This is a genomic window from Sutcliffiella sp. NC1, assembly GCF_027594365.1.
GTDB lineage: Bacteria > Bacillota > Bacilli > Bacillales > Bacillaceae_I > Sutcliffiella > Sutcliffiella cohnii.
The window spans coordinates 4903899-4927140 of record NZ_CP115153.1 but is presented as its reverse complement, the minus strand read 5'-3'; the positions used below and the strand labels follow the sequence as shown (position 1 = coordinate 4927140).

The 23242-nt window shown below is 31.9% G+C and carries 23 protein-coding genes; 20 read left to right on the top strand and 3 right to left on the bottom strand.

Annotated elements, in window-relative coordinates; all coding sequences use genetic code 11:
• Positions 1-59 precede the first annotated feature (59 nt).
• The gene (gene yyaC, locus O1A01_RS25265; protein WP_066417476.1) at positions 60-683 is read right to left on the bottom strand and encodes a spore protease YyaC; all 624 of its coding nucleotides are present in this window, start codon (positions 681-683) and stop codon (positions 60-62) included.
• Between the two features lie 225 nt (positions 684-908).
• Here yyaC and O1A01_RS25260 point away from each other — a divergent pair, with 225 nt between their 5' ends.
• From O1A01_RS25260 to O1A01_RS25205, 12 genes are all read left to right on the top strand, one after another.
• Complete coding sequence (locus O1A01_RS25260) at positions 909-1922, top strand: YkvI family membrane protein (protein WP_066417478.1); 1014 nt, start codon at positions 909-911, stop codon at positions 1920-1922.
• Positions 1923-2049: 127 nt separating this feature from the next.
• On the top strand, positions 2050-2247 hold the full coding sequence (locus tag O1A01_RS25255) for a DUF951 domain-containing protein (protein ID WP_270065344.1): 198 nt from the start codon (positions 2050-2052) through the stop codon (positions 2245-2247).
• A gap of 233 nt (positions 2248-2480) precedes the next feature.
• Positions 2481-3581, top strand: coding sequence for a redox-regulated ATPase YchF (gene ychF / locus O1A01_RS25250; RefSeq protein ID WP_066417481.1), 1101 nt, complete (start codon positions 2481-2483; stop codon positions 3579-3581).
• 116 nt (positions 3582-3697) lie between these two features.
• A complete protein-coding gene (gene rpsF / locus O1A01_RS25245; RefSeq protein ID WP_066417483.1) occupies positions 3698-3985 on the top strand; it encodes a 30S ribosomal protein S6 in 288 nt (95 codons plus the stop codon).
• A gap of 45 nt (positions 3986-4030) precedes the next feature.
• A complete protein-coding gene (gene ssb, locus O1A01_RS25240; protein ID WP_066417486.1) occupies positions 4031-4555 on the top strand; it encodes a single-stranded DNA-binding protein in 525 nt (174 codons plus the stop codon).
• Between the two features lie 433 nt (positions 4556-4988).
• Positions 4989-5225 (top strand): 30S ribosomal protein S18, encoded by a 237-nt coding sequence (gene rpsR / locus O1A01_RS25235; protein WP_066417506.1) that lies wholly within the window; start codon positions 4989-4991, stop codon positions 5223-5225.
• Between the two features lie 321 nt (positions 5226-5546).
• Positions 5547-5807: a hypothetical protein gene (locus O1A01_RS25230; RefSeq protein ID WP_270065343.1), complete on the top strand. Its 261-nt coding sequence runs from the start codon at positions 5547-5549 to the stop codon at positions 5805-5807.
• A 153-nt stretch (positions 5808-5960) separates the two neighbouring features.
• Positions 5961-7343, top strand: coding sequence for a hypothetical protein (locus O1A01_RS25225; protein ID WP_270065342.1), 1383 nt, complete (start codon positions 5961-5963; stop codon positions 7341-7343).
• Positions 7315-8208, top strand: a complete 894-nt coding sequence (locus O1A01_RS25220) for an SEC-C metal-binding domain-containing protein (protein WP_270066468.1) — start codon at positions 7315-7317, stop codon at positions 8206-8208. Before O1A01_RS25225 ends, O1A01_RS25220 begins: the two co-directional genes overlap by 29 nt.
• Before the next feature lie 232 nt (positions 8209-8440).
• Positions 8441-8722, top strand: a complete 282-nt coding sequence (locus O1A01_RS25215) for a hypothetical protein (protein ID WP_270065341.1) — start codon at positions 8441-8443, stop codon at positions 8720-8722.
• A 146-nt stretch (positions 8723-8868) separates the two neighbouring features.
• On the top strand, positions 8869-10053 hold the full coding sequence (gene dcm, locus O1A01_RS25210; RefSeq protein ID WP_270065340.1) for a DNA cytosine methyltransferase: 1185 nt from the start codon (positions 8869-8871) through the stop codon (positions 10051-10053).
• A 181-nt stretch (positions 10054-10234) separates the two neighbouring features.
• The gene (locus O1A01_RS25205) at positions 10235-11353 is read left to right on the top strand and encodes an Abi family protein (RefSeq protein WP_270065339.1); all 1119 of its coding nucleotides are present in this window, start codon (positions 10235-10237) and stop codon (positions 11351-11353) included.
• A gap of 214 nt (positions 11354-11567) precedes the next feature.
• On the opposite strand, the gene O1A01_RS25200 is transcribed toward O1A01_RS25205, so the two are convergent.
• Positions 11568-11861, bottom strand: coding sequence for a hypothetical protein (locus tag O1A01_RS25200; protein WP_270065338.1), 294 nt, complete (start codon positions 11859-11861; stop codon positions 11568-11570).
• A 174-nt stretch (positions 11862-12035) separates the two neighbouring features.
• Between O1A01_RS25200 and O1A01_RS25195 the strand changes: the two genes are divergently transcribed.
• Positions 12036-13679 (top strand): AAA family ATPase, encoded by a 1644-nt coding sequence (locus O1A01_RS25195; protein WP_270065337.1) that lies wholly within the window; start codon positions 12036-12038, stop codon positions 13677-13679.
• Positions 13680-13700: 21 nt separating this feature from the next.
• Positions 13701-14993 (top strand): LlaJI family restriction endonuclease, encoded by a 1293-nt coding sequence (locus O1A01_RS25190; RefSeq protein WP_270065336.1) that lies wholly within the window; start codon positions 13701-13703, stop codon positions 14991-14993.
• Between the two features lie 985 nt (positions 14994-15978).
• Here O1A01_RS25190 and O1A01_RS25185 read toward each other — a convergent pair.
• On the bottom strand, positions 15979-16221 hold the full coding sequence (locus tag O1A01_RS25185) for a helix-turn-helix domain-containing protein (protein ID WP_270065335.1): 243 nt from the start codon (positions 16219-16221) through the stop codon (positions 15979-15981).
• A 146-nt stretch (positions 16222-16367) separates the two neighbouring features.
• Between O1A01_RS25185 and O1A01_RS25180 the strand changes: the two genes are divergently transcribed.
• From O1A01_RS25180 to O1A01_RS25155, 6 genes are all read left to right on the top strand, one after another.
• Positions 16368-16976: a hypothetical protein gene (locus O1A01_RS25180; RefSeq protein WP_270065334.1), complete on the top strand. Its 609-nt coding sequence runs from the start codon at positions 16368-16370 to the stop codon at positions 16974-16976.
• Entirely contained in the window at positions 16954-17253 is a 300-nt protein-coding gene (locus O1A01_RS25175) for an HNH endonuclease (protein WP_270065333.1), read from the top strand. Before O1A01_RS25180 ends, O1A01_RS25175 begins: the two co-directional genes overlap by 23 nt.
• An 817-nt stretch (positions 17254-18070) precedes the next feature.
• Complete coding sequence (locus O1A01_RS25170; protein ID WP_270065332.1) at positions 18071-19123, top strand: hypothetical protein; 1053 nt, start codon at positions 18071-18073, stop codon at positions 19121-19123.
• Positions 19124-19167: 44 nt separating this feature from the next.
• Positions 19168-20118: a S8 family peptidase gene (locus tag O1A01_RS25165; RefSeq protein ID WP_270065331.1), complete on the top strand. Its 951-nt coding sequence runs from the start codon at positions 19168-19170 to the stop codon at positions 20116-20118.
• 9 nt (positions 20119-20127) lie between these two features.
• Positions 20128-20766, top strand: coding sequence for a hypothetical protein (locus O1A01_RS25160; RefSeq protein WP_270065330.1), 639 nt, complete (start codon positions 20128-20130; stop codon positions 20764-20766).
• 1359 nt (positions 20767-22125) lie between these two features.
• Positions 22126-23241: a tyrosine-type recombinase/integrase gene (locus O1A01_RS25155; RefSeq protein WP_270065329.1), complete on the top strand. Its 1116-nt coding sequence runs from the start codon at positions 22126-22128 to the stop codon at positions 23239-23241.
• Position 23242 lies beyond the last annotated feature (1 nt).

Genomic DNA, 23242 nt, shown 5'->3' with positions numbered 1-23242 from the left:
TGCCTTTTGTTTTAAGTTGGAAAAAAGATCCATTTTTTTACATCGTGCGAAACGGTAAATTATGAATTCATTTGCTCTTGGTCGGTATCGAAATCAGATAGTAAATCTTTTCTTTCTATATTGAGTGAGAGTTCGGAAATAGAAGCTGCAATTGTATTAGCCATCTTCATTACTAAACTTAGTCTTGTGTTTTGCAGAACGAAAAACTCCATAAACCCACTAACATTTACAATTCCAGTTAAATGTATATTGCCAACTGGAGGTAAATCCTTCTTTACACCTGCCCCAGGCATAACAGGCCCATCGCTAACTGTAATTTGTCCAACACTTTTTAAACGACCTAAACAAGCATCAATTGCAATAATAAAAGGGTTCGGATGAAGCTTCATAATTTGATCTATTTTATCTTCTAGGTTAACTGCATGAATAGGGTCGTCCAATGTGCCATATACATGTATAGAAGGAGAATTATATTCTCTTAATTTTGTTCCAACAAGTGGACCTAATGAGTCACCAGTTGAACGATCGGTCCCAATACAGACGATCACGATCGGACGTAGAGTAATAAAACGAGGCATTAAATCTTGTAATGCTTTTGCAATGCTAACAGGAGCATCTTTAGCATCATGTGCAATCCTCGTAATATCACTTTTCTTGTCAAAAAAGTTAGATTTTAGATTCATAGGTTCCACTCCTTGTTAATAGTAGTAACAGTATACGGCTCTTTTCCAAATTCTATACATCAATATCATTGTTTTCTTTTATTGGAAAATTAATAGATAGATAAGAGTGTTGTGAGTTATTGATCGGATGAGTGAAATTTTTACTAGAAAAACTTATTGTTTAGAAAGTAATTGCAAGGAAGATTAGTAGGGCATTGAAATAAAGAGTATGTATTAGGAGGAAGGATGTTGAAGAACGGTCTTAAATGGATGTTTTTAATTTTAGGTACTGTAATTGGGGCAGGGTATGCTTCAGGTAGGGAACTGTGGCAGTTTTTTGGTGTAGAAAGCGGACTAGCTATTTTTTTGTTTTCGTTATTATTTATTGTGTGTAGCTATATTATTATGTCGGTAAGTGTGGAGGAAAAGTCGGAACATTTTTCACCAGTGTTAAAGAAGATTATTGGTCCAAAATTAGCTTCTGCATATGATGTAATTATTATAGTCTATTTATTTATGACAACTGTAGTAATGCTAGCTGGTGGTGGGGCTGCATTAGAAGTATTTTCCATACCATATTGGACGGGAATTTTTATTATTTGCATACTACTGTTTGTAGTATTTGTCTATGGTGTTAAGGGAATGATTACAGTTAATACATTTATGTTGCCTGTTATTGTAATTGCGTTAGCTGCTGTGCTAATAACATTTACAAGTACGGAAGTTGCAGCGAATTTCAAGCTATCTTTAAACGAGCAAAATAATTGGCCAAGTGCCTTTACATTTACAGCGTTAAATATATTACCGTTAATAGCAGTGCTGTCAGCGGTTGGAAGTGAAGTAAAACAAAAACGGGAAATATATATTGCTAGCATAGGAAGTGGTGTTTTATTAGGGAGTATTTCGTACTTATATAATCGAGCACTTATAACGGTTGAGAGTAAGTTAGAGTTCTTTGAGATTCCTCTATTTGCTATTATCCAAAGCTATCCATATTATATGTTCTTTTTTATGACGTTGTTACTTTGGGTTGCTATTTATACGACAGCAGCATCTCAACTTATGGGAATTATCACACGGATTCGTAGTTATGTTTCTCTACCCGTATGGGGAATATGTTTCATTATTCTTGTACTAATGGTTCCCTTTACATCATTCGGTTTTTCAACATTAGTTGCTATACTTTATCCCTTATTTGGGATCGTGAATTTATATTTACTTGCATCAATCCTGTTATATCCAATCGTTAACCGCAATTAAACTCTTTCTTTTATAAATATGCTAGAATTCTGATTCAGTTCGATTTATAATAAATATATTAATGATCGGTATACCGAATATTTCCATAGCGAGTATGAATAGCAAGTGGGGTAGGAGGAAACAGGAAATGGTAGATAAGGAATTTGGATTAAATGATATAGTGGAAATGAAAAAGCAACATCCTTGCGGTACAAACCGTTGGAAAATTATTCGAATGGGAATGGATATCCGAATAAAGTGTGAAGGTTGCGAACATAGCATTATGATGCCAAGAAAAGACTTCGTACGAAAAATTAAGAAAATTTTAGTGAAACACGAACAGTAAATGTTTCACGTGAAACAATACAAAAAACTTACCGACTAAATATTGGTAAGTTTTTTTGTTGGAATTAAAAAAATTAAGTCAAACAAAATCTTTATTAAACAAAAACAGATTTTCAATTATATAAATGAAACCTATCACCTCCAAAAGTAATACAGCTTGTCTTTTCACCATTTACTATCTATAATTGGTAAAGGTTAAGTATGCGTAAACGTACTTTTTAAGGAGTGGATAAAATGGCTTTAACAGCTGGTATTGTTGGTCTACCAAACGTAGGGAAATCAACATTATTTAATGCAATTACACAAGCAGGAGCGGAGTCTGCAAACTACCCGTTCTGTACAATAGATCCGAACGTCGGAATTGTAGATGTTCCAGACGATCGCCTTCAAAAATTAACAGAATTAGTAAAACCGAAAAAAACAGTACCGACTCATTTCGAATTTACAGATATTGCTGGAATCGTAAAAGGAGCAAGTAAAGGCGAAGGATTAGGTAATAAATTTTTATCTCATATTCGTCAAGTAGATGCAATTTGCCATGTAGTTCGTTGTTTTGCTGATGAGAACATTACTCACGTTTCTGGTAAAGTCGATCCAATCGCAGATATTGAGACAATTAATTTAGAGTTAATTTTAGCGGACTTAGAATCAGTAGATAAACGTCTAGAGCGTGTAGCGAAATTAGCTAAGCAAAAAGATAAAGAGGCTGTTTATGAGCACGAAGTTTTAGTGAAGCTAAAAGAAGCTCTAGAAAATGAGCTACCTGCACGCACAGTGGAAGTGACAGAAGAGCAAGCTAAATTTGTTAAAGGGATGCATTTATTAACTAGCAAACCTGTTCTTTATGTAGCGAACGTAAGCGAAGATGACATAGCTGATCCATCTGATAATGAATATGTACAAAAAGTACGTGAATTTGCCGGGAATGAAGGAGCAGAAGTAATAGTTGTTTGTGCAAAAATTGAGTCTGAAATAGTAGAATTAGATGCTGATGAGAAAGCAATGTTCTTAGAAGAGCTAGGAATTGAAGAATCTGGTTTAGATCAATTAATACGTGCTGCATATAGCTTGCTAGGTTTAGCAACTTATTTTACAGCTGGAGAACAAGAAGTTCGTGCATGGACATTTAGATTAGGAATGAAAGCTCCACAATGTGCTGGCATTATCCATACGGACTTTGAAAGAGGTTTTATCCGTGCAGAAACTGTTTCTTATGAGGACCTACTAGATGCAAAATCAATGGGGGCTGCAAGAGAGGCTGGAAAAGTACGTTTAGAAGGTAAAGAGTATTTAGTAAAAGACGGAGATGTAATCCATTTCCGATTCAACGTATAGGTCTTGCGCTGATTCATATTATCTGTTATAATGTTGTATCGTGAGTAATTTATTAATTTAATTAATTGCTCCTTGCCCTTTATATGGGCCGTTTAGACCAAAAGGAGGTGACTGTGATGAGAAAGTATGAAGTTATGTATATCATCCGTCCAAACATTGAGGAAGAAGCTAAAAAAGCTTTAGTTGAGCGTTTCAACGGAATTTTAACTGAAAATGGTGCTGAAATTGCTGAAGTAAAAGAGTGGGGAAAACGCCGCTTAGCTTACGAAATCAATGATTTCCGCGACGGTTACTATATGATCTTAAAAGTAGCATCTGAAGCTGCTGCTGTTCAAGAGTTTGATCGTCTAGCTAAAATTAGCGAAGACATCATCCGTCATATCGTAATTAAAGAAAACGAATAATATATATTCCTCTTCGTGGGGTTGTTAAAAGGGGGAGTGGTTCTGATGTTAAATCGCGTTGTTTTAGTAGGTCGTCTTACGAAAGACCCTGAATTACGCTATACTGCAAGTGGAGTAGCTGTAGCTACATTTACGTTAGCAGTTAATAGAGCTTTTCAAAACCAACAAGGTGAAAGAGAAGCAGATTTTATTAACTGTGTTGTATGGAGAAAACCAGCTGAGAATGTTGCCAACTTCTTGAAAAAAGGAAGTTTAGCAGGAGTAGATGGTCGTATGCAAACACGTAATTATGAAGGTCAAGATGGACGTCGTGTATACGTAACAGAAGTAGTAGCGGAAAGTGTTCAATTCCTTGAACCACGAAATGCTTCTGGCGGCGGTGGAAGTCGCCCTAATTTCAATGAAAATCAAGGGTACGGTTCTTCTCCATTTGGAAATGATCAGAACCATGACCAACGAGGCGGTTCTAATAATAACAACCGCAATCAAGGCTTTACACGTCTTGATGATGACCCGTTCGCAAATGAGGGACAAACAATAGATATATCTGATGACGATTTACCGTTCTGACAACCACTATAGTGTGTAAATCAGAAAAGTTATACAAAAACCTTTTAACACAAGGGTTTATAAGTGATTTATAGTGTGTAAATCAGTCGAGTAGTTATTAAAGGGTAAGGGTTATTATCAAAACCTATTTAGTTTTTGTGTAATTCAGATGTAAATCTCACTGTTATAAAGATTATATGTTATAAAATATATAATTCAATAAATATGTAGATTACTTAGTATTTAGGGTTATTGAGGGCAGAGTGACGGTGCGAGGTTAGCACTCCGCAGAAACGAAGTTTCGAGGACCTTGATCTTAAAAGATCTATCCTTAACATACTTTATACTGCATATATTAAATATCGTGAAGATTTGTGAACTAGCAAAGACTTTTTCCCTAATATGAGGGTTATCCATAAAAATAAATAGAAGAAGGGAGGCATTTATTATGGCAATGGGAGGACGCAGAGGCGGACGTAACAAACGTCGTAAAGTTTGTTATTTCACAGCTAACGGAATCACTCATATCGATTACAAAGATATTGATGTGTTAAAGAAATTTGTATCTGAGCGTGGAAAAATTTTACCTCGTCGTGTGACAGGTACTAGCGCTAAATACCAACGTAAATTAACGATCGCGATCAAACGCGCTCGTCAAATGGCTTTATTACCATACGTTGTTGGTGAATAATTTATGTTAATAAGTATTAAATAAAAAGTACCTTATAGAATAGACGCAATAAACGTCTACCTATAGGGTACTTTTTTGTATAATTAAGCAAATACATCTAGAAAAATTAAAAGAAATTCTTCTTTAGAATTGTCTAGTGACATTATAGATAGTAAATTTACAAAAAAGTTGGTAATATTACATTTAGGTTAGTAAATAAATTGCATTTAATAGGTCCCGATAGCTGTTTCAGCAAATCGGGATTTTTTAGACAGTCAATTAACCAATAATGTTAATTAAGAGAGAATATGGTAAAATAAATGTATTCTGGAGGTTATCAGTATGGATGTAATTCTTAATAAAGCTGAGCAAAAATTATTAATATTAAGTGCTGATCCTGATGCTAGAAAAGAGTATGAGCGAAGAGTAAAAGCCCTTACGGATGAAAGAAGCAGATTAGAGGATGCTGAAAATGCTGGGATTTTAAAAGTAGCCAAAAGCCTACTTGATAACGGTATGCCGCTATATGAAGTGGCCAAGCATACACCTTATAATGCTGAGGAATTAGGACGATTGCTTAAAAGATATAATTATATACAATGATTTTCCACCACTAACTTGGTGGTTTTTTGTTAACCATTATTTTAGAAGTTTTATGTACTAACATTTATGTAAATAAACCGAATTTTACAATTTGAATATTGAATTTATCGCTCAATAAAATAAGTAAGTAATCTAAATGGAGATGTAAATAATATGTATTTTTTTGAAATTAAGCAAATAGAAAATATAGCTACAGAGTATTTTGATATAATTGGCGATTATTTTAAAGGTTTTTATAAACCGGGAGTAAATAAATATTATGAAGCAGAAAGAATAAACAGTTTCGATATAGCCATCCAAACAATAATATTAAGTCTGCAAGACCTAGAAGATGATCTTAATACTTTTTGGGAAAAGCATAGACAAACAATAACCAGTATTACTCAAAAAACTAATATTTTTAAAGTGATTTATTGCGGTAACCCCTCACCATTAGATGGTATTAATTTTATAAAAAAGACTGCCCTTTACTTGGATTCATTGTTTATAGAGGACCCTATCTCGTTTTTGTTGAAAACAAAACCTGTAGCAACTGAAAGGGCGTATTTAAATCAAATGATAAAACATGCTTTTAACCTTCTTGATATGAAAAAGCTGTTTTATGGTGAAGGAAGTGTGCCGCTTCTGATTATTTTTCCTACTATAATTGAAAATGAAAATAGAGGAGAGATAAGGGATATTATACACAAAAGTGGAGATGAGTACTTTAAAATGTTATTTGATAGAGATTTTATTAATACTGATGACGTATTTGATTATTTATCTAGTATTGAATCAGTTGGGAACCTAATCTCTATAGCTAAAAATAAAGATATATTATTTCCGGATACCCCAAATAAGGTTGAACGAATATTGGCTCTTTATAATGATATAAAGGAATCTTGGATAGAAAATGATTTAACAATAGGCCGTGCTCTTGGGTACAAAATATATGGACAATTTCTTAATATGGGTAATCAAGTATATCAAGCTCAAAGATTATCAGCACAAATAGTTTTTGATAGACGAGAATATTGGGATTTATATAAGTGGGATATTGGGTATATCAAGCAAAGAGCAATTGATATTGATAGTTCAATTCTTAACTCAATGCAGCTAGACAACATTAGTTGGCTAGAGAATATTGATATTGATAAATTTAATTTAGTAAGAAACGAAGAGGAAGTTGAGAAGTTAAGGAGTATTATTAGGAGAAACATTTATACAACAGTTGAAGGAGTTAATGAAGAAAAGGTTATAAAACAAGCTATTTCGAACTTAGAGGAAGCATTAAGCGAACATTCAAATAAATTGAGTGACTATTCCCAACAATTAAAAAGGAAACTAAAGATTGATTCAATTTTTATAGTTGGAGGAACTGTAGCTAGTATACCAGCAACACTAGGACTATCAACTGTTGTTGGTGGTGTATCTACGTTATACGGAATTTACGACTATATTTCAAGTGTTTATAAACTTAACCAAGATAAAATAAAAATAAATAAGACCGTAATGGGGGTTCTTTTTGATGCAAGAGAGCAGGGAATTCGAAGCTGAGGAATTTGATTTAAGTTTAAAAGCTTATATGAATTATATTGCTAGGAAAATGAAGAAAGATAAGCTTTACTACCCGCATCCATTGATAAAGTCATTGATGGTAGCAATCGAAGGTGCAATAGAAAAAGGAGAACCTGGAAGATACGCAGGAGCTTCTGGTGATGCTGAACATTATCCAGATAAAGAATCCAGAAAAAGCTTCTTTTGTATTATTGATTACAATAAAGATAAAACATTCACATTAATTGAATTTCATGATATCACTCTAAAAAAGTCTGTACCAATTAAAGTAGCATCGTTTATAATTCTACTATCAATGAAACTGGATAAAATAAGTGGTAGTAATATTTCTGTAGAAGATTCAATTAGAGTAATAAACGAAACTATCCCATTTTTAAATCTAATCAGGTTTAATAATGATGACTGGAAAGAAGCCAGGGATTATTTTTCAAAAAACATAAATAGACTAGCCCTTACAGAGGAACAAAAGATAGTTTATAGAGAACAATTCCGTTCTATTACTATGTCTACGCCTTGGGAAGAATATCCTCAGTCAGTTAGAATATTGATTGCAACTTCTTTTATGCAAGAAAGATACCCTCAATTAAACAAAAGAGGAAAAGTGAATTTAATCAATATATTTTTAGATGAGTATTATCCAAAAATAAGAATAATAAATGATACCTTAACAATGTTATATGGTCCGATTTCACAGTACTTTAATGAAATACCGAAATGGAACCACTTCTCGGACACAACTATTAACGAAAATAAATTCAAAAAAAGTGAAGTTAATATAGGAAGAAACGATAAATGCCCATGTAATTCAGGGAAGAAGTTTAAGAAATGTTGCGGTAAACATTAAGCTTCTTTCTAATTACTGAACCTTAATGTTTAATAAAACAGCTCGCTAAATTGGAATATTCAATAAAAAGATTATTTACACATGCCTTCCGACTGGGGGCTTTTTTTTATTTCATTTACAAATAGATAGTAAAACTTATAATTGTTCTAAATTAGAACATGAAAATATTTTTTTCAGATTAAGAACATTAATATATAAGAAAAATACAAATACTGTATTAGAGGTGAAATATATGTACAATGAAAAAATAGAAGAAAGTTTGATGAAATTAATTAAGGATGACATTTCTAGCGGTTTGGATATTAAAGAAAGCCTTTGGAGTATATTCGAAAAAGGAATGTTTGAATCATTAATTTATGACGAAATAAAGAATATAATGAGGGCAACGAATAATTATGAGCAAATTGTAACTGAGATTAGAAGTTTATTATATTACGAAAAGATAAAGAAGTATGAATGGTTGCATGAAAGGGATATTCTTCTAAAGTTTATTACAAGAGAATGTATTAATTAATACAGAATGGTTTTTGACAAAATATATAAAAACATGTATTACTAGGAGTTACATTAATAATTTTGCGATAAGTAGTAGACAAAGTGAATGTATGTTCGGTATAATTTGTGTCATACAAAGGACAATATGACCTGAAGGAGACACAAATGGAAAAAACTAGAGAAATTAAAGAAAAAAGAGAACGATTGGGCTTAACACAAAAGGAATTTGCTGATGCTTTAGGTTTAGGAAAGTATGGAGACAGAACTATTAGAAGGTGGGAAAATGGTGAATCTTTCCCTTCAGCATTGGAATACAAATTAATAATTGAATTCCCTGAGAAGCCTCAATTTTTGCCACCTAAGCATCCTAAATTTACTATGATAGATCTTTTTGCTGGAATAGGTGGCATTAGATTGGCTTTTCAAAAACAAGGTGGACTTTCTGTTTTTGCTTCTGAATGGGATAAATTTGCAGTAAAAACATACAAAATGAATTTTGGGGACGAGCCTACGGGTGATATAACGCAGGTACCAATAGGACAAATACCAGAACACAATATTTTACTTGGTGGTTTCCCATGCCAGCCATTTTCACAAGCAGGTTTAAAAAAAGGATTTGAAGATACGAGAGGTACACTTTTCTTTGATATAGCTAGGATCCTAAAGGAAAGGAAACCACAAGCATTTCTATTAGAGAATGTAAAACAGCTCAAAGGGCATAACAAAGGAAAAACTATGGAAACAATACTACGTGTACTAAGAGAGGATTTAGATTATACCGTTGATTATGCTGTACTTAAAGCTAAAGATTTTGGCATACCTCAGAATAGAGAACGTGTTTATATTGTTGGTTTTTACAATCCATTAGGTGGTAAGAATATACCATTTAAATTTCCTAAACCAACTAATGAACCTACTAAAGTAGGAGATATATTAGAAGAAAAAGTTGATGGTAAATATACTATTTCAGATAAATTATACCAAGGACACTTAAGAAGGAAAGAGGAACACAAGAAGAAAGGAAATGGCTTTGGTTTCTCTTTATTTAATGCTGATAGTGAATACACTAATACACTTAGTGCTCGTTACTATAAAGATGGTAGTGAAATACTTATAGATCAAGGGCAAGGGAAAAATCCCAGAAAATTAACTCCAAAGGAGTGTGCCCGTCTACAAGGGTTCCCTAAAAACTTTGTAATACCTGTTTCCGATACTCAAGCATATCGTCAATTTGGTAACTCTGTTGCTGTTCCAGTGGTGGAAGCAATAGCAAAGAATATGATAAGTGCAATTGAAAAAAGTGTAGGATTTAAGTATTATACTGAGGATAGTTTACAAATTAAAAAATAAAATGGTATCCTTCTCTTCATATTTTATATATAAATCTAGTTTCTTAATATTGTACTAACTATGAATCTAATAAATAAAATAAATGTGTTTTTCTATCTAAAAATCATACAAAATCTATAACGTCTTCCCTGTATTAAAACACATGGTATAATAGAACTATTAAATTCCTTGGGGGTTAATCATGCAAAAGTTAATGGACAACAAAGTTTTAGAAAAATTGTCCTTAGATTTTAAGGAACAAGCTAAAACAACATTAAACTCCTTAGATTCTAATCTGCATAAAAAAGTAATTAATAAAGAAAAACTATCAATAGATGAGCAATTAACATATATGAAAGCAAAAGGTATTAATTTTAATAGGGTTTGCGAGCAAGAGGCAAAGGTATTCTTAGCAGAAAACTCATACTATTATAAAATTACCGCCTATCGAAGGAACTTTTTAAAAGATACCAATGGTTCGTATATAGACTTAGATTTTGCTAATCTAAAAGATTTATCTATAATTGATATGCATTTGCGATATTTAGTCCTAAAGCTTTCGTTAGATATCGAGCACTCCCTAAAAACCTTAGTCATTAATTTAATTACAGATGACCCAGGGGAAGACGGTTATAAGATTATCGAAGATTATAATGATCATGAGTTTGAAAGATTTAAAAAAAGTGGTAAAGAGCTTAATGAATACAAACACATTAGAGATAAAATATTAATAGAAGTTAGAAATAAACGAGATTATAATTATGATTTTTATATTAAAAGTAAAGATAAAATATCCATTTGGAAATTAATTGAAATAATGACTTATGGACATTTATCCTCATTTATCCAATTTTATGTAGATACTAATAGACATAAATCAAAACAACTAAAAAAAGCAGCACAATTTACACCTTTTTCAAAAAATATTAGAGACTCTGCCGCACATAGTAGACCAATTTTACTGAATGTTACAGAGGAAAATCAGTTTAAGATTGTTGATAAATTTTCCAAACAAAAGAGATCAAAACAAAATAGTGCCAAAGCAAGCCTAGAGTTGAAAAATTATATTATAGATAAAGGGTTAGATAAAAAAGTAGCTGCTAGAGTTCTTACAAACTTTAAGGTTCATGATTTATGTGCATTACTACTATTACATGATTCCTATATACGTGGGAAGTACATGAGAAAATCCAGAAAAAATGAATTAATAAAAATTTATAGGCGGGCGTTATATAAGAAAAGCTTATATAAAGATGAAAGATTTAATGATGTATTGATGTTATTCTACAAAATAATAAAAAGATATAAAATTAATTGTTGACGTTTTCTTTCAAAACATGTTATTATATCTAAAGATGAAAGGCTCCTTCCGAAAGAGTCGTCTATATATTGGCTCATTACTGGGTTGAATATGGATTTAAGGAAAAAAATCCTTGAAGCAGACATACATTCATGTATTGTTGCTTCAAGGATTTTTTTTCATTACTTTCTTAGGACAATCTAAGTACTTTCGGTTTATATTAATTATTGATTACTCAACCATAACGTATAAAGTATTTAATTCGGAAATTTTCAATGCGAGAAATTTCATTAATCATATTTAAATCAAACTCATCTTCAAAGTAATGATCTACGATAAGTACGTCAAATCCCTTCGTTATTGTATTAATAAAGTTATCCAACTGACTTCTATCCATAAAAGAGTCAAAGATAATATCCTTTATCAAATAATTATTTTTTACATTAGAAAGATAAATATCAGCACTACTTAATAGACTTTCTGTGGTTTCGCCTTTCCTTTGTCTCAAATAAACAACTGCATGCTCCATAAATTTTACACCACTCAAATAATTATAATTAAATAAAAACTTTGTTAAATTATAACGAATTTACCTATAAAGTAAAAGCTAATAGTTAAGTAACTAATTTATTCCTACTTCGGAATGTAATGATGTTTTCTTATTAAAGGGTTATAATGGTAATTATTAGATGGAAAATAAAAAATGGGGGGGTTACTTGTGTTAAGAGATTTAAATGAATTAGCAAATACATCGCGTGAGAATTATCATAATACTTTTATTAATGAAGATTTTAAGCTAAGCAGAGTTTTTAAAGAACGACTTTCACATGTTCTTGGGACTAGAAACACTAGTATTCAATTCTTTGATTATTCAGCTGAAATTACAACTAGTTCAAGCAATAAAATATTTTGTCCTAATCAGTGGTTTTATATAGCAACTTTTGTTGTGGAGTTTGTTTCTGAATTAATTCGGTATAGGAGCATTTTAGAAAGTATTGCTGATAGAGAAGTTGCCGGAATGAGTAGGAGGCAATTCTTTGAGAAGATTAAAAATTTAAAAGATGCCGATATTGATGAGGATGCCCCAGAAATAAAAGTTGCAATCGTAGAGTATTTTGAAGAGGATTTAGATAGTGCTGAAAATCTCTGTAGATTTATAAAAGATTATTCATGGTGGTATGGTAGTAAAACTATTGATAGGAAAGATTATTATGTATCACCGACTTTGCATTTACTTGGATTAGTTAATGCTAGTCAATCATATGTTGCTGAAATTGCTTACTTCTTAGCTTCTGATGAGGAGCTTATGGAATATGCTATAAATATGAAAAATCAGGAGTTTATGAATCCAAATGGTACACTAGGTGAGAATTTAATAGTATATGGTGCTCCTGGTACAGGGAAAAGTAAGTATTTGGAGGATAATTTCACTAATATAACAAGAGTAGTCTTCCATTCTGACTATTCGTACTTTGATTTTGTAGGGAGTTATAAACCCACACCTTTGTACAAAAGGAGCAATACCAATTTATATAGTATAACTGGGGATGAATTTAGTATCGGTGAGCCAATAATTGATTACCAATTCATACCTGGGCCGTTTATAAATGTTCTAATAAATGCTGTACGAAACACCGGAACAAAATACACTATATTAATCGAGGAGTTAAATAGAGCGAATGCACCAAGTGTGTTCGGTGATATTTTCCAGCTGTTAGACAGAAAGGTCGATGGAAGCAGCCAATACAAAATTCAACCCAACGAAGATTTAATGAGGTACTTAATGTCACTTGAAGATATTAACCATCACTTTATAGATGGGTTATTTATCCCTAGTAATATGAACATTGTTGCAACAATGAACAGTGCTGACCAAGGAGTTTTTGTACTAGATTCTGCTTTTAAAAGACGTTGGAAATTTAAGTATATGTCGATAATAGAGAGTGGATTTGTGCATGAAAATAGTTTGATAACTTATGCAGGTGAAGAGTTCAAATGGAGCTATTTGTTAAGCTCTATTAACACTAAGCTGAAAGTCTTAGGGATTAATGAAGACCGCCTTATAGGTCAATATTTTATAACACCTGAAGAGATAGATGATAGTAGTAGCTTGGCATCGAAATTACTAATATATCTATGGGATGATGTCGTTCGATACAAGAGACAAGAATTCTTTAAATCAGATGTTAGAACATATTCAGAACTTGTTACAGGCTTTACTACAGGAGAAGATGTAATGAATATAAGGGAGTATTTAGAGGAACTTGTTGAACGAAACGAAGCGGAAAGAAACATGATGGAAGAGGAACAAGTAGATGAACAAGTAGAGGAACTTTTGGAAGAGTAAAACTTGGGGGATCTTAGGTGGATGAATGAATATAAAATACATGTAGAAAATATTGAATACAATATTGAAGATTATCCAACTGAATTCATTACTAGTTTAATAAATAAAGGCATATGCATGATTAGTAAAGATAAACTTAAATTTGTAGCAACAGGGATTATAATTTATAAAAATAAATTTTACGTTATATTTCCAAAGGCATACTCCCTTCCTAAAGAAGAAAACTCACTACTCGAGCATATTCGGGTTCTATTTGAGGTTCTATTAAAGTATAGGAGAGAGGTGGATATTAGTCCTGAAGAGAGTCAGTTGTTGGGAGGATTAGCAGGAGAACATAAAGAGGAACTGGTTACTGCATATAGCATTATTAAAGATTTTACACAGAACGGCCTTCTAATAAAGTCGGCAAAGGTAAAATCGGAATTACATACTGGTAATATTGATTGGGCAACAACAATAAATAGGAAACAGCCAATTTTTTCTGGACGATCAGTTATTTATAATGAAGCTATTTCAAATAAAAAAACCTTCAATCACCGAAACAGATTATACCTTTTACACAAATATTGTGTATATAAAAGTACTGAAAAGTATGGATGGTTACTAGGCCTAACCACAGAAACTATTGGTCTAGATAAGGTTGAAATAAATATCGAAACTTCTAACACAATAAACTTTTTAACAAATGAATTAAACACTACTTTTGTTGAAAGAGAAATAAATGTTATTAAAATGATAAGAGATTTTTTGTCAGGAGTAGAAGAACAAGAAAGTGATGAAAAGATTGAAACCCTAATTACCCCATATTTTCATAATGTATGGGAGCATATATGCAGTATTAATTTTGAGAATCAGTATAGTACACTTAAAAAGGTCCTTCCAAAGCTTAATTGGGATATTGAAAGCAATGCAGTTGTGCAGAAACAGAGGCCAGACATAATGGTATTGAAAGCAAATATCATGTATATACTTGATGCTAAGTATTACGATATTAATACAAATTTGCCCGGATGGAAGGATATCGTAAAACAATTATTTTATGCAATGACAATAAATAATAATATTAAATCTGATAAATTATCGTTGTCTAATAAAAAGTTAGAAAATCGACTAAAAAGCATAGTTAGAATTGAGAATGTATTTCTCTTTCCTTCAGGTGAAAGTGAGCCATTTAAATACGTAGGAAAAGTAAGTGTTGAAAATAATGAAGATTTTAATGATATTAAGTCATATAAGATTAACACATATTTAGCAATGAAGTGTTTTCTCGGAATAAAACAATTTAATTATGTTAAGGAATTACATGGCATTTAAAATTCTATGTAAAACAAGGAGGAGCTATAATGTTGTGTGAATGTGGTGGAATTCTATTTGTTATTAAAGTGGAAGAACCCCCTATAAATCTTCCTAAACATAAAAGAGTTCTTTATAATAGATTATGTGATGTGGAATGCCAAAAGTGTAATAAAGTCCTCTACTCCCAACCATATGATGATGGGAGATTTCTAAACCCAGTTAGAAGCATTTCACAGCGGGATGAGGATTAGACCGAAATATAATGCATCCAAAAGCTTTATTAATGGTATTTATAGAAAAGGATTCATCAGGACTTTCAGTTTTAAACAATTGTATTTTTTTAATCGACTTAATGTATTTAGTAGCTGCAGGCATTCTAAAGCGCTTTGATTTAAGCAATGAAAACAATAAATGGTTAGAAGTGTAGCGAATACATGTAATGTCTAATAAAACGATTATGTATTCGCTACTTGTAGAATGATTAATACCAAGGTTTTAACAAGGATGAGTGTTCGACAAGGTTTATGATATGGATAATGGAGAACTAAATCGTTATAGGTAAGTGTAATAACTAAGACCTTTAGAAGGTATTTTTTTGCGTAGGGAAATATAAATCTAGATAACATGTGGATAAATTCTATTCTTTTTAAATTAGGTCTAGCTCCAGCGCTTAGCCCCTTACAAATTCCCGTTTTGGCTTTCATTCTATCCGGCAACCCGCTATTAGTAAAGTTCAATCAGAATTAGTTCCGCGACAACCAACAAGGGGAAAAGATTGGAGAGTGAGCTAAAGTTCCCTTATTGAGGATATAAGGGAAAGAAATCACAAATCACATAACTACCTTGCTACATTATCAATGAGATAGCAAAGATTTAGATACGTCTTGGATAAGGAACCTTGAGGAAAGATTAATTTTTGCCAAATGCTTTATAAGCCATTCGTATATTGACCGCAGTCAGAATGATGAACTCGGTGCTTGAAAGATATCTAAAATATTGGGTTTTAGTCTTCGAATTTAAAATCAATAAGACTCTCTTCTATTTCATTAAAAAAAGCGCTTGGTCTAATTCTTAATTCCTTACAAATAATAAACATTGTATGTACAGTAGGTTTCCTCTGTCCTCTTTCAATCATAGAAATGTATACACGTTCTAATCCACAGCGAAAAGCTAATTCTTCTTGCGAAAACCCCATTTTCTTCCTGTATTTTCTTAAAACTTCTCCGAGTTTATTTTCAATATTCAAGTAATTACCACCTTTGATTAAAACTAATGGTATTACTTTAAATACTAGTGCAATGTAAAAATAAGTCTTCATACTATAGTATACAAAAGGCTAAAAATGGAATATTAATATAAGAAATTAATATTCGCTGAATGGAGTGATATATTTTGGCATTAATAGAAGCGAAAGTAGGCTTTAGAGGTATTAAACCACTTCTTTATCATTGTTTTTCAATCGATGCACTAGCAATTGGTAGAAAAGAGAGAGTAGGGACAGCTGGAAATAATCCTGAAGAATGGAAGAGTACAGTTAAAACAACAGAGAATGGACAGTTCTATCTACCATTTTCTTATGCTTTCTCTTGTGCATTAAATGGAGCAAAGATGTTGAGGAAGGGGAAAGGTACTTATCTAAAGGATGTAGCATCTACATTAGATATACTCGATGAAAAGATTTTGTTAAATCGTTTTATGCCTAATAATATCTTGGAAAGGACAGAAAATGACGATGTGTTTATAGATGTCCGTGGCGTGAACAATACTAACAATAGAGGCAGTAAAAATATTAGATATCGTGTATGTTTAAATCCAGGCTGGGAGGGTGAATTTGCAATTAAATTTGAAAATACAATAGTTGGAATAGATTTGATGGAACAAATTTTGATAGATGGTGGAAGGTTTTCTGGTTTTGGTGATGGAAGAAACATTGGTTTTGGTAAGTTTATTATTACAAAATTTGAAGTAGGTGCAAAAAATGCCGAGGAAAAGATTGGATAAAGAACTTTGGGCTGAAAGAAGGATTCAAGTTTGGGAAAGAGACTCCCGAAAATGTACGAGATGTAAAATAGATATTACCATTGATAGATGTCATATCGATCATATTAAGTCTGGATTATTAGGAACAAATAAATTGGAAAATTTGAGAACTTTATGCTCACGGTGTCATGTACTGAGAGCAGATATACGTCATCAAGGAATGATTGCTAAGGCATTACAACAAGGTATTATAGAGGTTGGCTGGAGAAATCATGTTTGGGAGGATGAAACTAGATAGTAAAAATTTAATGTGGTGCGGTGTGGTATGTTGAGGTGAGGTGTGGTGCAGTGAGGTTTGGTATGGTAGGGTACGGTATGGATATAAATATAAGAAAAAGTATGTCTGCAACTACTTACATTAGTGTTGTTAAGAAGTCACTACCATGTTTATTTCTTAAAATCGTTAGCATAGCGGAAAGGGGGATTTAATCTAGAACTTAAACCAACAACAATTCTATCTTCGAAAGTAAATATACTTCCACCATAAATTAAAGAGTAGCTCTTAAATTTGTTCCCTGAAACACTTCCCGTCCCATAAATGTTCCAAATACATATTTATCAATAAGAAAATAGATATCTACTTGAAAAATTAAATTTAAGAGATTATTTGAAAAGTAACGAACTAGCAAGAAGTGAGTACCAACAGCTTAAACTATCAATTTTAAACAAGAATGACAAACATAAATACGCAGAGAAAAAACTGATTTTGTTAAGATGTTTAGGTAAAGTTTCTCTATCTTGGAATTATGGTAGAGGGTTACACGTTCTCTATACAATTTTAAGTTAAGGGAAAAAGGACCTCTAACTTGGGAGGTCCTCTTATTTTATGATTAATCCTCTATATTAGAATTAATTAGTAAAGAGATATGGAAAGTTGTGACTACATAGCAATAAAATACTAAATAATAAAAAAATACAAAAATAGTATTTTATGGTTGTTTTTGGTGTCGAACAGTGTTAATGTGTTCATTAGGCGCCTGTTAATTTTCAGAATAGAAATAATTTAAAGTTATTTCTATAATATATTTAAAATAATTTTTAAAAAGGAGTTTAATATGAAAAAAAGGTTATCTTTATCAGTAATTTTTATGGTTATTTTTACACTGTTTTTCAGTGAGATGGATTTTGTACAAGCGAAACCACAAAATTCAAATGCAGAATTTAATGCCTTTAAGGAAAAGGGTATAGATTACGAGAAAGCAAAAAATAATAAAGGTCAAACTAAAAAACAATTAGTAGAAAAGTTCATTGGTGAAGGATTATCACAAAAAGATGCACAATATTATGCGAAATTAGAATTAATGGTTTCTGAGATTGAAAAAGCTGGTATTCTAATAGATTTAGATGATGAAAACATTCCTGAAGTGAGTAATGACTTTGTAAGAAGCTCTCCTAATGAATTTAGAGAAAGAATTTTAGGTTTAGATTTAGCTGCTCTTAAGAAGGCATACGGTGACAACATGGGTTGGTTAGAGGGCAATGATGATTTAAACCAAGCATTCAATAATGAACAATATATTGATGTAATAGAAAATGGAGAAGTTGTTGGTCAAAAGGTTGAAATTAAATATCCAGATGGAAGTACTGTTAAAGCAACTTTAACAGGCTCTGTAGAAAATGATGAAGATAATGAAAATAATGTTGAGCCGAATACATATCATACGGGTCCTTGGGGGAGTTCTTATTATCGTTTTGGTGGTAGTACAAATAGTACGGCAACTTCCCACGGAAGAACAGCTCAATGGGAGTATAAAAGTTCTACCCATTTCGCTAAAATAAATGATGTATTTAAATATAGGATTAGACATCTCTCACCGGATTATACTGGTTGGGTAGCTGATGTTATAAGTGATGATGGGGCATCCTCATCTGGTGGTTTGATAACTGTAGATGATGAATGGCTCTCAAACACACAAGGAAGTAGAGCTTACTATAATACCTATATTCAAGGTTACACAAGAGTTAGATTTAAAACATCCACCTCATTTACTGCAACCTACGGTCCCCTTAGTATTTCAGCAAGTCCAGGGAATACTTGGCATCAATTTGTAATTATCGAAGCGAATGGTCAAGGTGCTGTCAATGCATACGCAGCCCAATTTAGATAGGAGGGACCCAAGAGATCCTAATATTAGGATCTCTTGATATTGTTATGCAGAAAATTATTACATTCACTAACTTATACTTATTAATTTTTATTCTTGCAATTATTTTTATTACTTTACTAATGCTAAAAATTGAAAAACCTAAGGAATTTGTTGATAGGGATTTGAGTTATCAAAGTACATTGCTAGCTCAAGTCAACGCAGATTATTACATTGAAACTTTTAATGAGGATTATATATCTCAAGTTAAAATTGGAATTTTAGACACAGGGATATTTGAACACCCTAATTTAAATATATATATGCTAAATGATTATAATAAAAATGATGAACTTTCTCATGGTGTAGGGGTTATGGGTATGATTGGTGCATATAAGACTTCATCTAACTCATACGAAGGATTACTTCCCGGTGTAATGTTATATGCATACAATGTACCCTCAAACCAATTAACTACTACTAACCTTTCCTTGGGTATAGATAAATTAGTAGAAGCTGGTGTAGATATAATAAATATTAGCCTTAGTACTTCAGTAAACGACCCCCAATTGTATAATAGTGTGAAATCTGCTATAAAAGAAGGTGTAACAATTATCTGCTCTTCTGGCAATAGTGGTGATAATTCACTTTATTATCCAGCAGCTTATGAACTACCAGGTGTGATTTCCGTGGGTGCACTAAATAATGATATGGATATTATACAAGCTACAACCGTAAACAATTTAGTAGACATTTTTGCTCCAGGGGAAAATATCAAAACTCTTGATAGAGAACCGGAGGTTATAACTGAATATTCAGGAACTTCAATAGCGACCCCAATTATTACATCTTTTGCAGCTATTTTGAAGTCGAACTGTCAATCCATAACTCCTGAGGAAATTGAACAAAATATTAAGGAAAATAGTACAGTTTATATCGGCAGGTGGAGAGGATTTAATAAAACAATTAATCTTCTTAACGTCGATAAGTTAGATTTAACTTGTACATTTAGAAATTAGGAGGTTAAGATGAATAAAAAAAAGCTCTTTCTAGTCGGTGCTTTAGTTATTGTTCTTATAGGTATTTATTTTATTATTGAATCAACACCAAAGACAAGTGTAACTAATAATAAAGACCTAGAAATTATAGAAGCCAAAAATTTCGTGAGTTTGGAAGGTTCCATAACCAGCAATTCAATAGAGAAACTTGTCTCAAAAGGATTAACGACTTTTTATACTAGAGATGCAGAAAGTATTATTATTACGGAAACAATTATAGAGGACGAAGACGTTTTTGTCTCTTTTACATTAGAAGAAAACGAATATACTGGTTTTATGTATGCAACCTTTAACAATGAAAATTATAATCTAGAAGATTTTTTTCTAAATAGAAACTTAAATAAAACTGATAAAATTGTTACTAACGAACTAGTAGGATCTATTAACGGTGAAGTTATTAGAAATTATAAAATAATAGGTGGAACTATAAATGATACAAATATAGATTCCATACATATTTTTTATCCAAATGCGGATTATATAATAATTAAGTTAGATGATACGCAAAATACTTTTATGCATGTTAACAAAGGCTACACAGAGTCTCCACAAAGAATAATTGGTTATGATGGGGATGATGAGTTATACTATTGGGAAAATTTTAATTAAGTTTATAAATTGATTCAACCTTAATGTTCATTCTTTAAATATGGCATGACTAATTTTTATGCTCGGTAAAAATGAGAGGGATGGACTGAATTACAAAATACAGGACTTGTATATGTACATAAGTAGTTAATGCTTACTTCCTTACAAAGAGAAATTGGTAAAGCTCTTTAATAAAATTGACTTTCTTTATTATGAAGCTGTCTAGAAATGTAAAAATAATGTGTAAAGAAGCCATAATAGCATAGATAAAACAATAAACATGAAGTTGTGTATATGGATGAATTGAAAGAGCGTAAAAAATACTGATTGAAAGGTGGGTCTTCTGCACCTCACTTGAATAATATGATCTTGACACAGTCTGTTTAAAGGGAAAATGGAAGGGTAATATAAATTGGCTTAAATTATCAAATGGATTTTTAATAAAATCACTATAACCAAACTGCTTACTCTTATAATGCATATGCCTTTATAAATACTAAATAAGATTTGTCAGGTAATAAATATTGTATACTACAAAATCCTTATTAATATTACTTGTTGACGAATTGTTGACGAGATTGGTCAACAACCTTCAAAAAGTAATAAAAATAATCATAAGTACTTTGCACTCACACTAGTACAATAAGGGTAAATCGAAACTAATCAAACTTGTTCAGAATTAGTTTACTACCTTGACAGGGTAGGGGTCGGGGGTTCGAATCCCTCTCAGAACATACAAAAAAATCCTAGAGCCAATACGGTTCTAGGATTTTTTTAACATCTAAATAAATTTTTGTAAAATAGTCTTTTGATATTCTAGTCAAATGATAAGAATGAAATATTGCTTTCCATAGGATTCGACATCGACTACAAACTGGAAATATATAGATTTTCATAGTAATTCGATTCCTTTGCTAATGATTTGCACCTTGCATTACCAACATTAGCTATCCAAATATTAAGTATTATTTGGAGTATATTCTTCCTTGTATAAACTTCTCTGAATCTACTACTACTGCCTCTATACTCGGGTACGGACCCTAGAGCTTATTAACCACTATATAGTTTGGCTAATTGTAGCGTCAATCCCCACGACTAGTTCTGCTTTACTAAAGTATAGGTTCTACAATTGCAATTCATTGTTACATTCTTGTGTAAATTGGTAGTTTGCTAATGAATTTTTATTTTAACTGCTTTGGATTATAAAAAAATTTCTATATAATTCAGTTGAAAATCCTAATATTATAAGGATTACATGTTATCATATGTATAATACAATGAATGTGAAATAATTTAAAGACTGAGGCTGTTTTTTGAGGGCCTTGAACCTTATGTCCTTCATCAGCACTCTATCTTAATTCATATTAGGGTGGGGAGATTGTGAAAATCGAAAAGACTTTAACCTCTATAGTTTTAGTAGATTCTAAAATGAGGATTATCCCAGAGGTCTTAGATTTTACGAATTATTTAAACGGTAAAGAGTATTCACCTAACACTATTAGAAGTTATGTTAGAGATTTGAAAGTCTTTTACGAATGGATGGAAATAGGAGAGTTAGAAGTATTTGAAGTTCAACCCAGACATATGACAAGTTTTATAGCTCATATTGATTCAAAAAGTCCTAAAGGTAGGGTATCTCCAGCAACACTAAATAGATACCTTGCCACACTGAGCTCATTTTATGAATACTTTGAAGTGATTGGTGGGTTTACTATTGATTCAACATACAAGAAGAGAAAGAATTTCTTTAATGATGCTAATAGAGGCTATCTTCGTCACGTAGTAAAGGATTGGAATAGTTCAGTATATAGTTTTTTCAGTCGTAAAAAGCATAAGAAAATCGATAAAAAAAGACTATACCAACATGAAGCCAAGAAATTTTATGACGTTATAGGTGAACTTTACTCAGATAATGAATCATTGAAAGTTAGGAACCAACTAATATTCAAAGTGTTATATGAAACAGGTATGAGAATTGGAGAATTACTCCATTTGAGAGTTTCGGATTATGATTTACCAGACCCGTTTTCTAAAACTGGTAATATATATCTTGTGTTTAGAGAAGAGGATGAAGAGGACCTAGATAGGCGATTAAAAACTGGTGAAAGAGTTATCGCAGTATCTAATGCGCTGCTTAAAGAAATTGATGAATATGTGATGTTTCATCGGCCAATGAAAGAAGGATGTGAATACATCTTCGTTACTCACTCTAGCGGTGAGTCTGAAGGTGAACCTCCAAGTAGGGCCTCAATGGAAAAATGGTTCAGAAAGGTTTATGTGGCTTCTGATCTTTATAGAAATAAAGTAACACCACATGCATTGAGACACACTCACGTTACAAATTTAATTGAAGCAGGAATAGACATTAATATAGTGAAAGAAAGGGTTGGCCACGGTAATATAAACACTACTGATAAATATACTCACATTTCACATGAAACACTTTCCACATCTTATGAGCGCTTCCTAACGCAATATAAAGGCGGTGAGTTATAAT

What these genes read in the sequence shown, in the direction of transcription:
- O1A01_RS25230 (WP_270065343.1), top strand. Translation starts at nt 5,547, where the DNA reads ATGGATGTAATTCTTAATAAAGCTGAGCAAAAATTATTAATATTAAGT.
- yyaC (WP_066417476.1), bottom strand. Translation starts at nt 683, where the DNA reads ATGAATCTAAAATCTAACTTTTTTGACAAGAAAAGTGATATTACGAGG.
- O1A01_RS25195 (WP_270065337.1), top strand. Translation starts at nt 12,036, where the DNA reads ATGGGGGGGTTACTTGTGTTAAGAGATTTAAATGAATTAGCAAATACA.
- ssb (WP_066417486.1), top strand. Translation starts at nt 4,031, where the DNA reads ATGTTAAATCGCGTTGTTTTAGTAGGTCGTCTTACGAAAGACCCTGAA.
- O1A01_RS25170 (WP_270065332.1), top strand. Translation starts at nt 18,071, where the DNA reads ATGAAAAAAAGGTTATCTTTATCAGTAATTTTTATGGTTATTTTTACA.
- O1A01_RS25165 (WP_270065331.1), top strand. Translation starts at nt 19,168, where the DNA reads ATGCAGAAAATTATTACATTCACTAACTTATACTTATTAATTTTTATT.
- ychF (WP_066417481.1), top strand. Translation starts at nt 2,481, where the DNA reads ATGGCTTTAACAGCTGGTATTGTTGGTCTACCAAACGTAGGGAAATCA.
- O1A01_RS25205 (WP_270065339.1), top strand. Translation starts at nt 10,235, where the DNA reads ATGCAAAAGTTAATGGACAACAAAGTTTTAGAAAAATTGTCCTTAGAT.
- O1A01_RS25200 (WP_270065338.1), bottom strand. Translation starts at nt 11,861, where the DNA reads ATGGAGCATGCAGTTGTTTATTTGAGACAAAGGAAAGGCGAAACCACA.
- O1A01_RS25220 (WP_270066468.1), top strand. Translation starts at nt 7,315, where the DNA reads ATGCAAGAGAGCAGGGAATTCGAAGCTGAGGAATTTGATTTAAGTTTA.
- O1A01_RS25255 (WP_270065344.1), top strand. Translation starts at nt 2,050, where the DNA reads ATGGTAGATAAGGAATTTGGATTAAATGATATAGTGGAAATGAAAAAG.
- dcm (WP_270065340.1), top strand. Translation starts at nt 8,869, where the DNA reads ATGGAAAAAACTAGAGAAATTAAAGAAAAAAGAGAACGATTGGGCTTA.
- O1A01_RS25190 (WP_270065336.1), top strand. Translation starts at nt 13,701, where the DNA reads ATGAATGAATATAAAATACATGTAGAAAATATTGAATACAATATTGAA.
- O1A01_RS25225 (WP_270065342.1), top strand. Translation starts at nt 5,961, where the DNA reads ATGTATTTTTTTGAAATTAAGCAAATAGAAAATATAGCTACAGAGTAT.
- O1A01_RS25160 (WP_270065330.1), top strand. Translation starts at nt 20,128, where the DNA reads ATGAATAAAAAAAAGCTCTTTCTAGTCGGTGCTTTAGTTATTGTTCTT.
- rpsF (WP_066417483.1), top strand. Translation starts at nt 3,698, where the DNA reads ATGAGAAAGTATGAAGTTATGTATATCATCCGTCCAAACATTGAGGAA.
- O1A01_RS25215 (WP_270065341.1), top strand. Translation starts at nt 8,441, where the DNA reads ATGTACAATGAAAAAATAGAAGAAAGTTTGATGAAATTAATTAAGGAT.
- rpsR (WP_066417506.1), top strand. Translation starts at nt 4,989, where the DNA reads ATGGGAGGACGCAGAGGCGGACGTAACAAACGTCGTAAAGTTTGTTAT.
- O1A01_RS25260 (WP_066417478.1), top strand. Translation starts at nt 909, where the DNA reads ATGTTGAAGAACGGTCTTAAATGGATGTTTTTAATTTTAGGTACTGTA.
- O1A01_RS25175 (WP_270065333.1), top strand. Translation starts at nt 16,954, where the DNA reads ATGCCGAGGAAAAGATTGGATAAAGAACTTTGGGCTGAAAGAAGGATT.